Raw genomic sequence first — 15,736 nt, forward strand, 5'->3', positions numbered from 1 at the left:
GCGATCGCTACGGCCCGGTGCAGGTACCGTGGGGCGAGGCGAGCATCATCAGCTTGCCGGAGAGCCGGTCGACGAACATCTGGTACCCCGTCTCGCAGCCAGGCGTCATCTCGAGGTACATGCCGGGCGATTGCGGCGAGCAGGTGGAGTCGGCCTGCACGCCGTACTGGAGCACGAGGGTCTCGCCGTTCGCGAGCGGGACGGCGGTCTCGGCCAGCACCTCGAACGCCTCCGGGTCCGTGCACGGGGTCCACTGGTACAGCGTGGCCGTGTGCTGGCGGTCGATCACGACCGACGACTCGATCCACAGATAGCGCTCCGACATGGGCGGCCCGGCCACGCGCTCGTCGAAGGCCACGATCTCCGCACGGCCCTCCGGCCCGAGGCCGGCGAGGTAGTCGTCCAGCCAGCTCGCCCCCGAGCCGCCTTCCTGCAGCGTCCGCACCGGGATCGCGATCCCCTGGTACGCACCGCCCGCGGGATCGGGCCCCGATCCGAGCGACCAGTGCACGATCCTCGCGCCCGAGGCGTCCGTGTCCACGGTCAGGGCCGCGTTCATCCACAGCTCGATGAAGTCGCGACCAGGATCCGAGATGTCGACGGGATCGGGCGCGAGGATCAGGGTGACGACGCGGCGGGTCCGCAACACGCTCTCTGTGACGCGCTCCAGGCCGGTCGCCGGATCCACGTTGCCGACGCGCGCCACCCGCTCGCCTCCGTCGGCAGAGCGGATCACGATGCGGACGTTCGTCCCCTCGCTCGTGTCGGAGTAGCGGTCGAGCATGGGGACCCAGGCGTGTCCGGTGTAGGAGCCGCTGCCGGCTCCGAACGGCTGGTAGTCGACGTCGGTGACCACGTACGGCAGGGTCACTGCCTGCGTATCCACGATCTCCCACTCGGCGCAGCCGCAGGCTCCGCCGTGGCGCTCGGCCCGGACGCAGCCGGCGGGGGCCGCGCAGTCCCCCGTGCTGCAGCCGGAGAGGCCGGTGGCGACGGCCGAGAGCAGGGCGAGAGCGGGGAGCGCACGCATCGGAGGGCACCTTTCGCTGGAAGCTTTGGCGCCACCGTACCCCGTCACACGCTACGTGAGAACACCCAAAGAGAAACGGCCGGGTCGCCCCGGCCGTCCCCCCTGCGTCGATCCGTCGCGCGGCTACTTCTTCATCGCCTTCTCGGCGTCCGCCTTCGACGTGTAGACCTTGCAGTCGCCCGAGACGACCCAGGCCTCCTTGGAGTCCTTGATCATCCAGAACATGTCCTTGTTGCACTGATCCTTCTTGTCGCCCTTGTGGATGATGTAGTTCACCCGGCCGTTCTCGTACTCGCTCGCCGGGATCGTCCAGAAGACGCCGAAGTCGTCCTTGCCGCTCGGCTGCATGGGCTTGAACCAGGTCACCCCCTTCAGCGGACGGTCCGACATCTGCTTCGCCGCCCACTCGTCCGACGCCTCGGACTTCGCCTGGAAGCTCTCCCACGTGTGGAGCGCCCAGCCGTCGTAGCTGCCGTCGGCGCGGTGGTAGTGGAGCGTGACGTTGTCACCTGCGGCCGCCGCCTTCTCCTCGGCCGCCGCCGGCCCCGCGAACCCCATCACGGCGGCGATCAGGCCGGCCGCGAGCATTTCGACGATACGCTTCATGACGGTTCCCTCCTGCACTGACTGTAATCGGCGAGGCCGCCGAGGCCGGGGGAACCTGCCCCCCGGCCCCGCCGGTGATGCGCCTCGGCTAGAACCAGGTCTCGAGCTGGGCGCCGAAGGTGACGCCGTGCTTCTTGTCGCCGAAGACCCTCGACGGACCGTTGCCGTTCGGGCCCGAGTAGTACACGGCGTTCCAGCTCTGCAGGAAGCCGGCCTCGGCGGTGTTCCAGTTCGCGTAGGTCACGAACATCCGGAGCTCCGGACGGACGAAGAAGGCGCCGCCGGGCCCGGGGGCCGGCGAGAGGGTCGGCGCGAACGACGCCGTGAACAGCTTCGCCTCGTCGGTCGGCGGATCCTTCGGCTTGAAGGACTGGTAACCGACCTCGGCCTGCAGCTTGAAGTAGTCGTTCACGTGGTAGACCGGGCGCGCGCCGAGCGACCAGGTCTTGAAGCTGTCGAACGCGCCGTCGCCGCCGTACTGGTGCGAGACGTCCTCGTAGACGAACGCGAGCATGCCGGAGAAGAGCGAGTTCGGCTGCACGACCATCTGCTCCACGATGCGCCAGCGCTCCGCCTTGTCGCTGTTCTGCGGCTCGGGGTAGGCGGTCATCGGCGCGATGGTGCCCGTGGCGTACTGGACTGCGAGCTTGTTGAAACCGCCCAGCAGGCCCGGCTGCACGTGCTGCAGGGTGAACATCGGGCTCACCTTCTGCACGTCGGCGCCGCGCGGGCTGCCGCTGTTGATGGCCAGCTCCGCGCCGACCTCGAGGTTGCCGCCAAAGAAGAACGGGATCGAGTAGATGCGCAGGTCGGGCCGCCACACGGCGGTCTTGTCGTTGCGATCGTACCCGAGGCCCCAGCCACCCTTGTTCTGCAGCACCGCGAACGCGACCTTGGCGAAGCCGGCCAGGTCCACGTCCTCGATGCCGGCGCCCTGGCCCGAGGCGTCCCAGTAGAAGAAGTCGAGGATGTGGAGGTCGTTGCGGCGGTAGTACCGGTTGCCGACCCACACCGCCGCGCCGCCCATGAAGGGCAGGTTCTTCGCGATGATGTAGTTCTGCCGCAGCGCGAGCTCGTTGATGGCGGTGTCGCCGCCGCTGTTGTTGTTGAGCGGCTCCGCGTTCCGGAGGCCGCCGGTCTTGTAGTGCAGCATGCCGACGTAGTCGAACTGCACGCCGCTGCGATCCCGGTACAGCGTCTGGCCGAACTCGAGCTCGGCGTAGGTCTCGCACTCGTTGCCGAGGCGGAACTTGTAGCCGACCGGCGCGGTCAGGAAGCAGACCTGGTTGCCGCCGTCCTCGTTGCCGCCGATGCCGGTGCGCAGGTACCCGTGAAGCTCGACCGCCTGCGCCGGGATCGCCGTGAAGGCGATCGCCGCCGCGAGGATGCCGACCAACGTCTTTCTGGCGTTCATGTGATCTCCCTGGTGATGCTCCCGTGCTGCTCCAGCGGGCCGTGCCGGCCCCGCCCTCCTCCCACTCGCTGCCGCCTTCCCTCCCCCGCTACTTGCGGACCAGCGTCAGCGTGGCCGGCTTCTTCACCGTGCCGTCCGCGTTGCACTCGTAGGCGAGCATCTCGTGCTGCGCCGCGATCTCCGACTTGTCGCCCACCGCCTTGCCCGCGAGCACGTCGATCACGTGCGGATCGCAGTCGGTGTCGGTGCCGCCGCCGAAGCGGTGCTGGCCCTCGTACTCGTTCACCTTGCGGGTGAGCAGGTCGGTCTTGTCCGGGAAGCCCTCGTTCGACTGCATCAGGACCTGGTAGCCCCACCTCGCGATGGAGCCCTCGCCCAGGTCCTTCTTGCTCACCGTGCCGGTGATGGTGCGGCCCTTCCCGATGGTCTCGTCGGGCACCACGATGGCGGCGAGCAGGTCGGCCGCCTTCTGCTTCGCCTCCGAGCGCACGCGGCCCGCCGGCTGCGGCGAGAGGATCACCACCTTGTTCCAGGCGGAGTCCTTGGCGAACACGACGTTGGTGCCGGGCAGCCCCTTGGTGAAGCTCGGGCCCTTGCCGGTCTGGACGTGGATGAACGCCATCTGCACCGAGAAGTTCGCCGGCGCGGGCATGCCCCACGGGTCCTCGAGGTCGGAGTTCACCGTGATCTCGAAGGTGACCTTGTCGCCCTTCTCGGTGACCTCGAGCTGCGTGAGGTCGAACGAGCCGGCCTTGTACACGGGGTCGGTCGGGTAGACGTACTTGCCGGGCCCGTTGTCGTCGCCGACCGGATCCTTGAACACGACCTCCTGCGCCGCGGCGGTGGTGGCCGCGAGGGCGGCGAGCGCTGCCAGCACGAGACGGTGAATCATGGTTCGACTCCTCCGAGTGCCGCGGGACGCGGCGTGGTTCAGCCCTTCACGCTGCCGGCGGTGAGGCCGGACACGAGGTACTTCTGGAGGTACAGGAACAGCACCACGACCGGGATCGACACGATGATCGAGCCGGCCGCGAAGTACCCCCACTGCTGCGAGAACCCGCCGACGAAGAAGCGCAGGCCGACGGGGGCCGTGTACATCTCCTCCTTGTCCATGAACGTCGCCGCGAGGATGAACTCGTTCCACGCGGTCATGAACGAGAACAGCGCGGTGATGGCGATGGCCGGCTTCGCGAGCGGCACCACCACCGTCCAGAAGACCCGCGCCGGACCGGCGCCCTCGATGATGGCCGCCTCCTCCAGCTCGCGCGGGATGGTGTCGAAGTAGCCCTTCAGCATCCACACGCAGAACGGGATGGCGGTGGTGGCGTAGGTGAGCACCAGCCCGATGCGCGTCGAGCCGAGCCCCAGCCACTTCACGATGATGATGTAGAGCGGGATGAGCATCAGCGTGCCGGGGAACATCTGCGACACGAGAAACGACATCATCCCGGTGCGCCGCCCGGGGAAGCGGAAGCGCGAGAACGCGTAGGCGGCGGTGGACGCCAGGAACACCCCCAGCACCGTCGTGGCGGCCGACACGATCACGCTGTTCAGCATCCAGCGGCCGAACGGCTGGTCGCCGAACACCGCGGTGAAGTTCGCCGCGCTGAAGCGCTCCGGCCACGGGATCACCGCCCGGAGCAGATCGAGCTTGCCAGGGTCCGCGGGCAGCGACGCCAGCGCCAGGCTCTGCCCGCCGGAGAGCGCGATGCTGATCACCCAGAGCAGCGGGTAGACGGTGACGAGCACCATCCCCACCAGCACGGCGTGCAGGATCCAGTGCGGGATCCGCTCCTCGCGGCGCGACGCCATCAGATCCCCTCCGTGGCGCGCGTGACCCGGTTCTGGAACACGCCGTAGGCGAGCAGGATGAGGAAGATGACGGTCGAGTACGCGGCGGCGTAGCCGTAGCGGTACTGCTGGAACGCGTACTTGTACGCCTGGGTGATGAGGATCTCGGTGGTGCCGTTCGGCTCGCCCGCGGTGACGAGGAAGATGATGTTGAACATGTTGAAGGTCCACACCACCGAGAGGATCACGGCGGGGACCAGCGCGGGCTTCAGCGACGGGAGCGTGATGGCCTTGAACTGCTGCCAGCGCGTGGCGCCGTCCACCCGCGCCGCCTCGTAGAGGTCGGCCGGGATCGACTGCAGGGCGCCGAGCGAGACCACCATCATGAACGGGAAGGAGAGCCAGCCGTTCGTGGCGAGCGCGGTGAGGTAGGACGTGAACGGGTGATCGAACCAGGAGATGGGGTCGAGCCCGAACAGCATCCGCCCGTAGTTCACGACGCCGAACTGCCGGTGGAACATGCCGCGCCAGATGAGCGCGGTGATGTAGTTCGGCATGGCCCAGGGCAGGATGAGCAGCACGCGGTAGATCGGCCGGAACGCGAGCCCGCGGGTGTTGAGGATGAGCGCCAGCACCAGGCCCAGCGAGACGCCGATGGCGACGTTCGTGACCGTCCAGATGACGTTGAACGCGAGCGTCCAGTAGAAGGACGGGCTGCCGTCGGGCATCCGGAACGCGAAGGTCCGCAGGATGTCGACGTAGTTCTGCAGGCCCACCCAGAGCTCGGTGAGCGGCGCGCTGGTGTTGTAGATGGTCTGTCCGGTGAACGAGAGCACCACCCCGTACAGGAACGGGAAGAACACCAGCACCAGCATCCCGATCATCGCCGGGACGGCGTACGCGTAGGCCACCCGGTGCCGCCGGAGCGCCGCCCCCGTGCGGCTCGCCGCGCCGAGCGCCACGAACAGCAAGAGCGCGAGCCCGACCGCCGCCGAGAGCCCCAGCGCGCGGACGCCCTCGCCGCCCCCTCCCGCGAGCCGCAGCGCCCAGGCCGCGAACCCGCCCACGCCGGCGGCGTACAGCACGAGCGCCGCCGCGAGCGCCGGCCCGCTCCGGGCCACGGCGCGCCGGAGCGGCAGGAGCACGAGGAGCGGCAGCGCCACCGCGGCGAGCGCGGCCGGCACGCCGGGCGCGGCCGGCGGGGGCTTCGCGGGCCGGTCCACCTCCACCGCCCCCACCACCGCGCCGTCCTTGCGCACGGGCGCCCCGAGCGCGTACCGGCCCTGGAGGCGCTCCACCTCCACCTCGGCGCGCGCGAAGCCCTGCTCCGCGTTCTCCATCACGACGCCGCGGAGGCGCTGGGCCTGGTCGTACGCCCACTTCTCGTCGCGCTGGAGCCGGCGCGGCGCGGCGCGCTCGCCTACGTCGCGCGGATCGGTCGAGCCCTCCAGGCGCGCGCCGGAGACGATCACCAGGCGCGCCACCGTCCCGGCCGGCTGGCCCGCCTGCCAGGCGGAGAGCGCGGCGCGGGCGGCGTCGCCCTCGCCCCCGGCCTGCTCCACCGCCTTCGCGAGCTGCGTGACCGCCCCCACCGCCTCCGCCCTGGCCCGCTCCTCGTACCCGCCGGCCGAGGCCGCGCGGAGCCACGCCCAGGAGAGCGCGACCGCGACGGCGAGGCCGGCGGCGAGGGCCGCGAGCGCCCGGGGCCAGTGGGAGACGGGCCGGGTCACTTGCTCTTGCGCAGCTTCGCGACGTCCTCGGTGACCTTGGCCTGCGCCTTGGCGAGCGCGGCCTTCGCGTCGCCGCCGCGGGTGATGGCGCCCATGGCGGTCGTGGCGGGCGACCAGACCATCGTCATCTCGGGCAGGTTGGGCATGGGCACCGCCACGTCCACCTGCTTCTTGAACGCGGCCAGCACCGGGTCGGCCGCCACCTTCGCGTCGGCGTAGACCTTCGCGTTGGCGGGGCTCTGCCGGCCCTCGAGCGCCATGATCCGCGCGGCGTCCACGTCGGTGGCGAACTTCACGAAGTCGAACGCGGCGTCCTTGTGCTTCGAGGGCGCGGCCACGTAGACGCCCTCCACCGTGGTCCACGGGCGCATGGGCTTCCCGCCCGCCTCGGTGAGCGCCGGCAGCGTGGCGACGGCCCAGTCGATGCCCGGGGCGATCTCGCCCAGGAACCAGTTGCCCGAGAACACCATCGCCGCCTTGCCCTCGTTGAACAGCGAGGTGATGAGCGCGGTGGACGGCTCCGCCGGCATGAAGCCCGCCTTGATCCAGGCCTGCAGCAGCTCCGCCGCCTTCACGTTCTCGGGCGCGTCGAGCACGGGCTTGCCGGCGTCGAACACCCGGCCGCCGAACGTGTTCTGGAGGGCCGCGTGGTAGTAGTAGTCGGAGTAGGAGTACGCGAGGCCGAACCGGCCCGCGGCGCGCTGGGTGAGCTTCTTCGCGACGGCCTCCAGCTCCGCGCTGGTCCTCGGCGGCGCCTTCACCAGCTTCTTGTTGTAGACGAGCGCGATGCACTTGTAGTTGAGCGGGAGCCCCCACACGCCGCCGCGGTAGGTCATCGCCTCGAGCGTGGAGGGGATGAAGCGCGCCTTCAGCGCGTCGTCCATGAAGAAGTCGATCGACTCGACGGTGTTGCCCGCCTCGATCCAGCCGCCCAGGCGGTCCTGCGCGAAGATGAAGACGTCCGGCCCCTTGCCGCGCGGCACCGCCGCGGAGATCTTGTCGGCGAACGCGTCGTAAGGGACGGCGAGCGTGGTCACCTTGTTCGGGTTGCCGGGGCGCGCGTTGTACGCGGCGGCGACCTTCTCGAAGGCGGCCTTCTCGGCGCCGCGGTAGGCGTGCCACACCACCACCTCCGCCGCGGAGGCGAGGCCGGGGAGCAGCAGGGCGGCGAGCAGGGCGAGCAGCGAGCGGTTCCGCATGGTTCCTCCTCGCGCCGCCCTCACAGGCGGCGCTGGGTCTCGGCGTCGAACAGGTGCAGGTGGTCCAGCTCGACCTGGACCTCGAGCTGGTCCCCGATGGCGGGGATGGCGTGCGGCGCCTGGCGGAAGACCACCGGGTCCTCGCCCGCGCGGGCGTGCACGATCACCTCGTCCCCGAGCGGCTCGGCGATGTCCACCGTGACCGGGATCCGCGCCGACTCCCCGCGCGGCGTCCGGCCCAGCTCGACGACGTTCTCGGGGCGGATGCCCACCGTCACCGCGGCGCCGTCGCGCGCCGCGGCCGCGGCGCGCAGGGCCGCCGGCACCGGCAAGGAGAAGCCCGCCGCCGCGATGCCGCCGCGCTCCAGCCGCGCCTTGAAGAAGTTCATGGGCGGGCTGCCGATGAAGGCGGCCACGAACAGGTTCGCGGGGCGCTCGTACAGCTCGAGCGGCGCGCCGACCTGCTGGAGCTTGCCGGCGTTGAGCACCGCGATGCGGTTGCCCATGGTCATCGCCTCGATCTGGTCGTGCGTGACGTAGATCGTGGTGACGCCGAGGCGCGCCTGGAGCTTCTTGATCTCCGCGCGCATCTGCACGCGCAGCTTCGCGTCGAGGTTCGAGAGCGGCTCGTCGAACAGGAAGACCGAGGGCTTGCGCACGATGGCGCGGCCCAGCGCGACGCGTTGCCGCTGCCCCCCGGAGAGCTCCTTGGGCTTGCGGTGGAGCAGCGCGTCGATGCCGAGCACCTGCGCCGCCTCGGTGACCAGCCGGTCCACCTCGGCCTGCGGCGTCTTGCGGATGCGCAGGCCGAACTCGAGGTTCTCCCGCACGGTCATGTGCGGGTAGAGCGCGTAGCTCTGGAAGACCATCGCGATGTCGCGGTCCTTGGGCGGGACGTCGTTCACCACCCGGCCGCCGATGAGGATCTCGCCCCCGGAGACCTCCTCCAGCCCCGCGATCATCCGCAGCGCGGTGGACTTGCCGCAACCGGACGGGCCGACGAGCACCATGAACTCGCCGTCGTGGATCTCGAGATCGAGCCCCTCGATGACCCGCGTCTCGCCGAACCGCTTCGCGAGATCCCTGAGGACGACCCCCGCCATGCCCCACCTCTCGGCCGCCTCGGCCCAGGCCCGTCCGATGGGCGCCCATGTCTAGACCGCCGCGCTCCGCGTGAGGGTCAGCCAGATGGGGCCTGCGGACAATGCGACCAATGTACGCAAACCCCCATTTACGCGGAGTTAGCGACGAATCGCCGCGCCGGGTGCGGGCTTCGGCACCACGACCCGGGCCGCGCGACCCGGGAGCTCCAGGGTCATCCTGCCGTCGCCGACCGATATCGCACCGCCCTCCAGGGCGTCCTCCAGGTCCCGCCCTTCCCAGCCGGCGGGGACCGGGATCCTCAGGGAGAGAGGCGAGTTTCCCCGGTTCACCGCCACCACGACCGCGTCGTCTCCGTCCCTGCGCAGGAACACCAGGCCGTCACCGTCGGTCGAGAGCGGCGCGTGGGTTCCGCGGGACAGGGCGGGGTGCGCGCGACGCAGGGCGATCACCCGCTGGTAAAACGCGCGCATTGCCTCGTCGCGCGGCTTTCCGGCGCCGGGGAGCACGTCCCTTTGCCCCCATGGCATGTCCGACCGATTGTCCGGCCACTCGCCGATGGGCCGCGCCACCTCCTCCCCGTAGTAGACGGTCGGGATCCCCACGGTGGTGAGCTGCAGCAGCGCGGCAAGGCGAAACAGCGCGCGGTCGCCGCCGAGCAGGTGCAGCGCGCCCGGCTGGTCGTGCGAGGAGAGGTACTGCGCGAGCAGGTGCCCGGCCCGGACCTTGTGGCGCGACGCGAGGTAGCGCTCGTAGGCGATGGTGCGGCCGCGGCCGAGCAGCCACCCGACCGTCGAGCCCTGGAAGCCGAAGTCGAGCCCGGCGTCGAGCGTGTCGGCGGCGAAGTACGGGTCGAGCGACTCGCGGTCGCCGCCCCACAGCTCGCCGAGCAGGAAGAAGCCGGGGACGAGCTCGGCGCGCACGCGCCGCCGGTGGAGCTCCCAGAAGGCCGGCTCGACGTGCTTCACCGTGTCGAGGCGGAAGCCGTCCACGCCCGAGCGCTTCGCCCACCCGAGCTGCGCCGCGAGCAGGAACTCGCGGACCTCGGGCAGCTCGGTCTTCCAGTCGGGCAGGCCGGCCAGGCAGCTCGTCAGGTCGTCGTCGCCGCAGTCGCCCACCACGTTGTTGCGGAGCCACGGGCGCGTGCGGGGATCGCGCAGGTACGCGCTGTCGTAGCCAGCGTGGTTGTAGACGACGTCGAGCAGCACGCGGAGGCCGCGCGCGTGGCAGGCGTTCACGAAGGCGGCGAGCTCGGCCTCGTCCCCGAAGCGCGGATCGAGGCGCGACAGGTCGTCCATCCAGTAGCCGTGGTAGGCCCAGTCCGGGAAGCCGGCGCCGCTCACGTAGCCGGGGATGTTGCGCACCAGCGGGTTCACCCAGATCGCGGTCACGCCCAGCGCGGCGATCTCGTCGAGCTGCGCGGTGAGGCCCCGCAGGTCGCCGCCGTGGAACGTGCCCTTGCCGGCGAGGTCCACGTCGCGGTCGTTGCCGCGGTCGCCGTCGGCGAAGCGGTCCACCAGCACGAAGTAGAGGACCTCGTCCTGCCACGGGCGCGGCGGCAGCGGCCGGGGCGGCGCCCCGGCGAGCGCGGTCGCCGCCGCGGCGCCGGCGGGCGGGCCGGCCGGCGCGCGCGGCGCGCAGGCCGCGAGCGCGAGGGCCGCGAGGCACGGCACGAGCGCGGCGAGGGTGGCACGGCGGCGACGTGGGGCGAACGGCATGGGCGGCATCTTCCGCCTGCCGATCCAGCCCGTCAGCTTTCCCGTCGGGGTCCGGTCGCGCGGCGCGCCCCCGCGCTATCTCACCAGCGCCACCGAGCCCGCGGCGCCGGGGAGCAGCGTCACCGACTCGGCGAGCGAGATGAGGTGGAAGATGCCCTCGCGCCCGTCGTAGGCGGCGGTGAGCTCCTGGCCGACCACGGCCTGCGGCCCCGAGGCGCTGCGGACCACCACCACCGCGCCGTCGTGGAGCCCGGGCGCCTTCACGATCCCGCCCTCGAACGCGGGGAGGAGCTGCTGGTAGGGCGTCAGCGAGGAGCCCGGGAACGGCCGGAACAGCTGGTAGAAGCGCGCCGGCGACACCGCCGCGGCGTAGGGCCCGTGGCGCCCCGCCGCGTCGAGCGCGGCGAGCGCCGCGAGCAGCGCGTCGGCGGCGCGGGCGGGATCGGCCCAGTCGCCCGCCGGCACCTCGACGAGACCGGGGTGGTCGAGCAGCCCGCGCACCCCCGCGCCCGCGTGACCCTCGAACAGCAGGCGGTCCTCGGCGCGCGCGATCCGGCGCGCGGCCTCCGCCGCCTCGGTGAGCGCGAGCGGCTCGCCCCGCCGCTGGAGCGCCTCCACCGCGCGCGCGCCCAGCCGGAACGTCCGGTGGAGCACGGGGAGCGGGCGGACGCTCGGCACGTGCACGTGCGTCTCTTCGCTCGCCTCCGGCTCGTCCTCTCCCCCGGCCGGCGCGTCCTCCGCCACCCCTGCGCGCGCGTCGAAGCCGAGCGGCCCGATGACCTTGAGGAGCCGCCGCCCCGCGCGCGCCTCGGCGGCCGCCGCCTCGACCGCCCCGTCGATCCGGTCCCACACCTGCTGCCCGAAGGGCGCGCCGTCGCGGTCCCGCCAGCTCATCGCCCGCCCTCCCCGCCCTCGCGCCCCTCGACGTCCGCCGCGCCGGACGCCTCCTCGGCCTCCTCCTCGCGCACGATCGGCCCGGCGTGCCCGGTGTGCATCCGCAGCATCCGCGCGAACACCACGTCGTGGCGGCGGATCCACTCCAGGATCATCATGGCGTGCTCCACCTCCTCGTCGCGGTTGTGCTGCAGAACGCGCTTGAGGTCCGGATCCGAGGCCGCGTCGACGCGCTGCTGGTACCAGTCGATCGCCTCCAGCTCCTCCTGCAGGGAGACGAGCGCCCGGTGGAGGTCCTTGGTCCGCGCCGAGAGCGCGTCCTCGCGCTCGTGGAAGCCCTGCGATGCACCGGCCATGTCGGAAGGGGTGCGCAGGCGCGCCGGGCGCGCCAAGCCCCCGCGCGAACCGTCGCTTCCGCGGCGGCGCGGTTCGTGGCATGGAAGCGTGGGTGGAGAGTCCCGCTTCCTTCCTCGAGCGCTGGCACTACGGCGGCCTGTTCGCGGTGATCCTGGCCGAGGAGGCGGGCGTCCCGCTGCCGCTCCCCGGCGACCTGTTCATCGCGGCCATGGGCTTCCTCGCCCACTCGCACCGCGCCGCCTTCCTGCCCACCGCGGCGGTGGTGACCTCGGCCACGGTGCTGGGCGCCACGGTCCTGTACCTCGTCTCGCGGCACGCCGGGCGGCCGCTGCTGCTCCGGGTGGCGCGGCGCTTCGGCTACACCGAGGCGCGGGAGGCGCGTCTCGAGGGCTGGCTCACCCGGCGCGGCGCGGCGGCGGTGGTGATCGGCCGGCTCATCCCCGGGCTGCGGATCGTGATGACGGTGGTCGCGGGCGCGCTCCGCCTGCGCCAGGGCACCTTCGTCGCCGGCACGCTGGTGGCGGGCGCGCTCTGGGCGACGATCTACTTCTGGCTCGGGTGGGCGCTGGGCGCCGGCTACGAGCGGCTCGCGGGCGAGATCCGCCTCGAGGCGGTCTGGCCCTGGGCGGCGGCGGCCGGGGTCCTCGCGGCGGGCGCGGTGCTCTCCTGGCGTGCGCGCCGGCGGGCCGCGGCGGCCGCCGAGGCGTCCGTCGAGAGCCCGCCCTCCGGGACCGCCGGCTGAGCGCGGTCCGGTGGGGCCCCCGTCGCGCCGCAGCCCCGGGCTGTCTAGGTTCGGTACGTGGGAGCCGCCGGCAACGTCGTTCGCAGGGTGATCCTGGTGGAGGACGATCCCGGGATGCGGGAGGCCATCCGCGCGCTGCTCGTGCGGGTTGGCTACCAGGTGGCGCCCGCGGTGGACGGCGCCGAGGCCTGGGAGCTGCTCGCGCGCGGGCCGCGGCCGGTCGCGGTGCTGGTGGACCTCTACACCCCGCGAATGACCGGCCACGACCTGGTGGCGCGCATCCGCCGGACGCCCCGCCTGGCGGTGGTCCCCATCATCGCCATGAGCGGCGAGCGCGCCTCGCGCGACCGCCCCGCGGCGGAGGCGTTCCTCGAGAAGCCGTTCTCCCGGGAGCAGCTCGAGTGGGCGCTCGAACAGGTGGGCGCGGGCTGACCCGCGGCCGGGGCGGCCGCCCGGCCGCTCAGAGCGCGTGAATCCATCCCCGGACCGAGCCAGGCGGTCGAGACGCGAGCAGCGCGAGGCGCGACGACCGAGCATGCCCCGAGGCATGTGAGGGAGGAGCCACGACGCGATGCGACGCGGATCGGCCGCCGCGGCGACGGGAGGGGATGGGTTCACGTGCTCTCAAGGTTGCGGCTGCGCGTCGGTGCCGCCGCGCGCCGCAGCCGCCTGCGCCGCCGCCGCCCGGGCGCGCGACCGCTCCCGCCAGCGCATCGCGGCCGGCAGCGCCAGCAGCGCCGCGGCCAGGCACGCCACCTCGCCCAGCACCGCCAGCAGCCCGAACGAGATGAGCGCCTGGTTCCGCGCGATGAGCAGCGACGAGTAGCCGATGATGGTCGTGAGCGAGCAGAGCGCCACCGCGCCGCCGGTGGTCCGGACGATGTCCGCCACCGAGCCCGCGTGGTCCACCCGCCGGCGCTGGAAGATGTTCGTCGCGTAGTCCACGCCGATGCCGAACGTGATGGGCAGCGCGATGAAGTTCAGCATGTTGAGCCGGAGCTGGAGCGCGCCGGCGAGCCCCATGAACCAGAGCACGCCCACGCCCAGCGCGGCGAGCACGCCCAGCGCGTCGCCGAGCGAGCGCACCGAGCGGCGGCCCAGCCCGAACGCGATCAGCACCAGCGCCACCACCCCGAGGAGCGACAGCACGGTGGCGCGCGGCCCGTCGCGCTCGATGGCGTCGAGCACGTCCGCGAACACCAGGGTGGAGCTGGCCATGGGCAGGTCGGCGCGGGGCATCGGCACCGAGCGCAGCTCGCGCGCGAAGCGCCGCACGTCGAGCCCGTTCCACACGTCCATCCGGCCCGAGGGGTACAGCAGCACCGGCGTGCCCACGCGCCCGTCCACCTCGGTGAGCTGGCGCCGGATCATGTCCGGCAGGTCCTTCGCGCCGAACGGGCGCAGCTCCTCGGGCGGCAGCACCTGCTCGATGGCGAGCCGCTTCTCGGGCGAGAGGAAGGAGAGGTTCTCGGGGGTGGCGAGCGCGCGCAGCTCCCGGATGAGCGGGAGCTTCGCCTCCTGGCCCTCCGGCACGAACGCGGCGATGGAGAGCACGTGGCCGAAGGTGGTGTCCGGCGTCGCGCGCATGTGCGCGTCGAGCGCGTTCGCGATGGCGCGCGCCTCGCCCTCGTCGCGGGCCAGGATGGCGGTGGGCGAGAGGTGGTCGCCGTGCAGCGCGTCCACCCGCTGGTCCCACCAGCCCGGCCCGCCGTCGGCGAGCGCCGACTGGTCGCGCAGGCGGCGGAAGTCGTGCTCGATGGGATCCCGCGACCAGCGGACCACCATCACGGCCGACGCGATCGAGAGCAGCACCGCCACCGTCACCATGCGGCGCGGCGCGCGCTCCACGATGGCCGAGATCGCGTAGGTGAAGATCGGGCGGGCCGGACGCTGCCCCTGCCGCGGGATGGGCGCGCGGCGCTCCCACGCGAGCACCAGCGCCGGGGTGACCGCGTACGCGGAGAGCCAGGAGAACGCCATGCCCAGCCCGCCGATCAGGCCGAACTGGTTGAAGCCGCGGAAGTCGGTGGAGAGCAGCGAGGCGTAGGACACCCCGGCGGCGAGCGCGGCGGTGAGCGTGGCGAGCCAGGTGTTGGCGAGCGCCGTGACCATGGCGGGCCGGGGCTCCTGCCCGCGCCGACGGTCCTCGAGGTAGCGCGCGAACAGGATCAGCCCGACGTTGATGCCGTTGCCCACCACGATGGAGCCGAGGAAGGCGGTGTTGGAGTTGAGGTGGCCGACGAAGATCTCGGCCAGCCCGAACGTCGCGAACGTGCCGACGAGGAGGGGCGCGCCCACCGCGAAGACGGCCTTCCAGGTGCGGTTGTAGACGACCACCGAGGCCGCCACCGCGAGCAGCACCAGGATGGTGGCCCACACCAGGTCCTCGGCCAGGGCGTCGTGCTCGAGGATGTTGTTGGCCACGTACCCGCCGTAGCCCACCTCGATGCCGGCCTTCTCGGGCTCGAGCCGGCGGACGGTGTCCTTCACCACCCGCTGCAGCGCCACCACGTCGCGGTAGTCGTCCGGAGGCGCGTCGAGCCGGATCACCATGGCGAGCGCGGTCATGGTCTCGCCGGGCGCGTGACCGGGCACCTCGCCCATGACGTAGCCGCTCGGGAACTTGCCGAGCAGCCCCTTCCGCTCGCCGGCGATCCGGTCGACCAGCCCCTCCACGTCCGGGGCCGGCCCCTCGGCCTTCCCGGCCTGCCGGGCCCGCTCCCACGCCACCCGCGCGCCGAGCGTGTCGCGCAGCGACGCCAGCTCCTCGCGCGAGAGGAACAGCAGCAGGCGCGGCTTGAAGAAGTCGCGCGCCTCGTCCACGCGGTACTCGACCCAGCGCAGCAGGCCGGGCGGCGCGTCCTTCAGCGCGTCGTCGAGGTCGTCCGCGAAGAGCTGCAGGGCGAGCGGGTCCTTCCCCGCCAGCACCACCGACAGCTCGGCGAACCCGCCGATGCGCTTCGTGAGCGCCTCGAGGTCGCGGGCGCTCCGGCTGTTGGCGGGGAGCAGCTCGGACATGTCCGGGCGCAGGTCGGCGTACAGCCGGAAGGTGCCGTACCCGCCGACGAGCGCCACCAGGGCGGCGACGGCCAGGATGACGACGCGGCGCCGCTCGGAGAAGCGGACGAAGGCTTCGATGATGCGCATGGATGCC

General features: G+C 72.3%; 14 protein-coding genes. 2 read left to right on the forward strand and 12 right to left on the reverse strand.

What is annotated here, in order from left to right; all coding sequences use genetic code 11:
- Nucleotides 1-7 precede the first annotated feature (7 nt).
- The 11 genes from A2CP1_RS21560 to A2CP1_RS21610 all read right to left on the reverse strand — a co-directional run bounded on the left by A2CP1_RS21560 (nucleotide 8) and on the right by A2CP1_RS21610 (nucleotide 11,839).
- Nucleotides 8-1,030, reverse strand: a complete 1,023-nt coding sequence (locus A2CP1_RS21560) for a hypothetical protein (protein ID WP_015935304.1) — start codon at nucleotides 1,028-1,030, stop codon at nucleotides 8-10.
- 123 nt (nucleotides 1,031-1,153) lie between these two features.
- On the reverse strand, nucleotides 1,154-1,636 hold the full coding sequence (locus tag A2CP1_RS21565; RefSeq protein ID WP_011423177.1) for a pullulanase-associated domain-containing protein: 483 nt from the start codon (nucleotides 1,634-1,636) through the stop codon (nucleotides 1,154-1,156).
- 88 nt (nucleotides 1,637-1,724) lie between these two features.
- A complete protein-coding gene (locus A2CP1_RS21570) occupies nucleotides 1,725-3,050 on the reverse strand; it encodes a maltoporin (protein ID WP_015935305.1) in 1,326 nt (441 codons plus the stop codon).
- 88 nt (nucleotides 3,051-3,138) lie between these two features.
- The gene (locus A2CP1_RS21575) at nucleotides 3,139-3,942 is read right to left on the reverse strand and encodes a glucodextranase DOMON-like domain-containing protein (RefSeq protein WP_015935306.1); all 804 of its coding nucleotides are present in this window, start codon (nucleotides 3,940-3,942) and stop codon (nucleotides 3,139-3,141) included.
- Between the two features lie 38 nt (nucleotides 3,943-3,980).
- The gene (locus A2CP1_RS21580) at nucleotides 3,981-4,862 is read right to left on the reverse strand and encodes a sugar ABC transporter permease (RefSeq protein WP_015935307.1); all 882 of its coding nucleotides are present in this window, start codon (nucleotides 4,860-4,862) and stop codon (nucleotides 3,981-3,983) included.
- Nucleotides 4,862-6,571 (reverse strand): carbohydrate ABC transporter permease, encoded by a 1,710-nt coding sequence (locus tag A2CP1_RS21585; protein WP_015935308.1) that lies wholly within the window; start codon nucleotides 6,569-6,571, stop codon nucleotides 4,862-4,864. The genes A2CP1_RS21580 and A2CP1_RS21585 overlap by 1 nt, the downstream gene beginning before the upstream one ends.
- Nucleotides 6,568-7,770: an extracellular solute-binding protein gene (locus A2CP1_RS21590; RefSeq protein WP_015935309.1), complete on the reverse strand. Its 1,203-nt coding sequence runs from the start codon at nucleotides 7,768-7,770 to the stop codon at nucleotides 6,568-6,570. The genes A2CP1_RS21585 and A2CP1_RS21590 overlap by 4 nt, the downstream gene beginning before the upstream one ends.
- A 20-nt stretch (nucleotides 7,771-7,790) precedes the next feature.
- Complete coding sequence (locus tag A2CP1_RS21595) at nucleotides 7,791-8,873, reverse strand: ABC transporter ATP-binding protein (protein WP_015935310.1); 1,083 nt, start codon at nucleotides 8,871-8,873, stop codon at nucleotides 7,791-7,793.
- A 138-nt stretch (nucleotides 8,874-9,011) separates the two neighbouring features.
- Nucleotides 9,012-10,598, reverse strand: coding sequence for an alpha-amylase family glycosyl hydrolase (locus tag A2CP1_RS21600; protein ID WP_015935311.1), 1,587 nt, complete (start codon nucleotides 10,596-10,598; stop codon nucleotides 9,012-9,014).
- 66 nt (nucleotides 10,599-10,664) lie between these two features.
- Complete coding sequence (locus tag A2CP1_RS21605) at nucleotides 10,665-11,483, reverse strand: family 1 encapsulin nanocompartment shell protein (protein WP_015935312.1); 819 nt, start codon at nucleotides 11,481-11,483, stop codon at nucleotides 10,665-10,667.
- Nucleotides 11,480-11,839 (reverse strand): encapsulin-associated ferritin-like protein, encoded by a 360-nt coding sequence (locus tag A2CP1_RS21610; protein WP_015935313.1) that lies wholly within the window; start codon nucleotides 11,837-11,839, stop codon nucleotides 11,480-11,482. Before A2CP1_RS21610 ends, A2CP1_RS21605 begins: the two co-directional genes overlap by 4 nt.
- Nucleotides 11,840-11,931: 92 nt before the next feature.
- Here A2CP1_RS21610 and A2CP1_RS21615 point away from each other — a divergent pair, with 92 nt between their 5' ends.
- Complete coding sequence (locus tag A2CP1_RS21615; RefSeq protein ID WP_245529895.1) at nucleotides 11,932-12,582, forward strand: DedA family protein; 651 nt, start codon at nucleotides 11,932-11,934, stop codon at nucleotides 12,580-12,582.
- Between the two features lie 57 nt (nucleotides 12,583-12,639).
- Nucleotides 12,640-13,014: a response regulator gene (locus A2CP1_RS21620; RefSeq protein WP_015935315.1), complete on the forward strand. Its 375-nt coding sequence runs from the start codon at nucleotides 12,640-12,642 to the stop codon at nucleotides 13,012-13,014.
- Between the two features lie 192 nt (nucleotides 13,015-13,206).
- Here A2CP1_RS21620 and A2CP1_RS21625 read toward each other — a convergent pair whose 3' ends face one another.
- Complete coding sequence (locus A2CP1_RS21625) at nucleotides 13,207-15,729, reverse strand: efflux RND transporter permease subunit (RefSeq protein WP_015935316.1); 2,523 nt, start codon at nucleotides 15,727-15,729, stop codon at nucleotides 13,207-13,209.
- Nucleotides 15,730-15,736: the final 7 nt, after the last annotated feature.

The sequence above is a fragment of the Anaeromyxobacter dehalogenans 2CP-1 genome, from assembly GCF_000022145.1.
In the GTDB taxonomy this organism is placed as follows: domain Bacteria; phylum Myxococcota; class Myxococcia; order Myxococcales; family Anaeromyxobacteraceae; genus Anaeromyxobacter; species Anaeromyxobacter dehalogenans.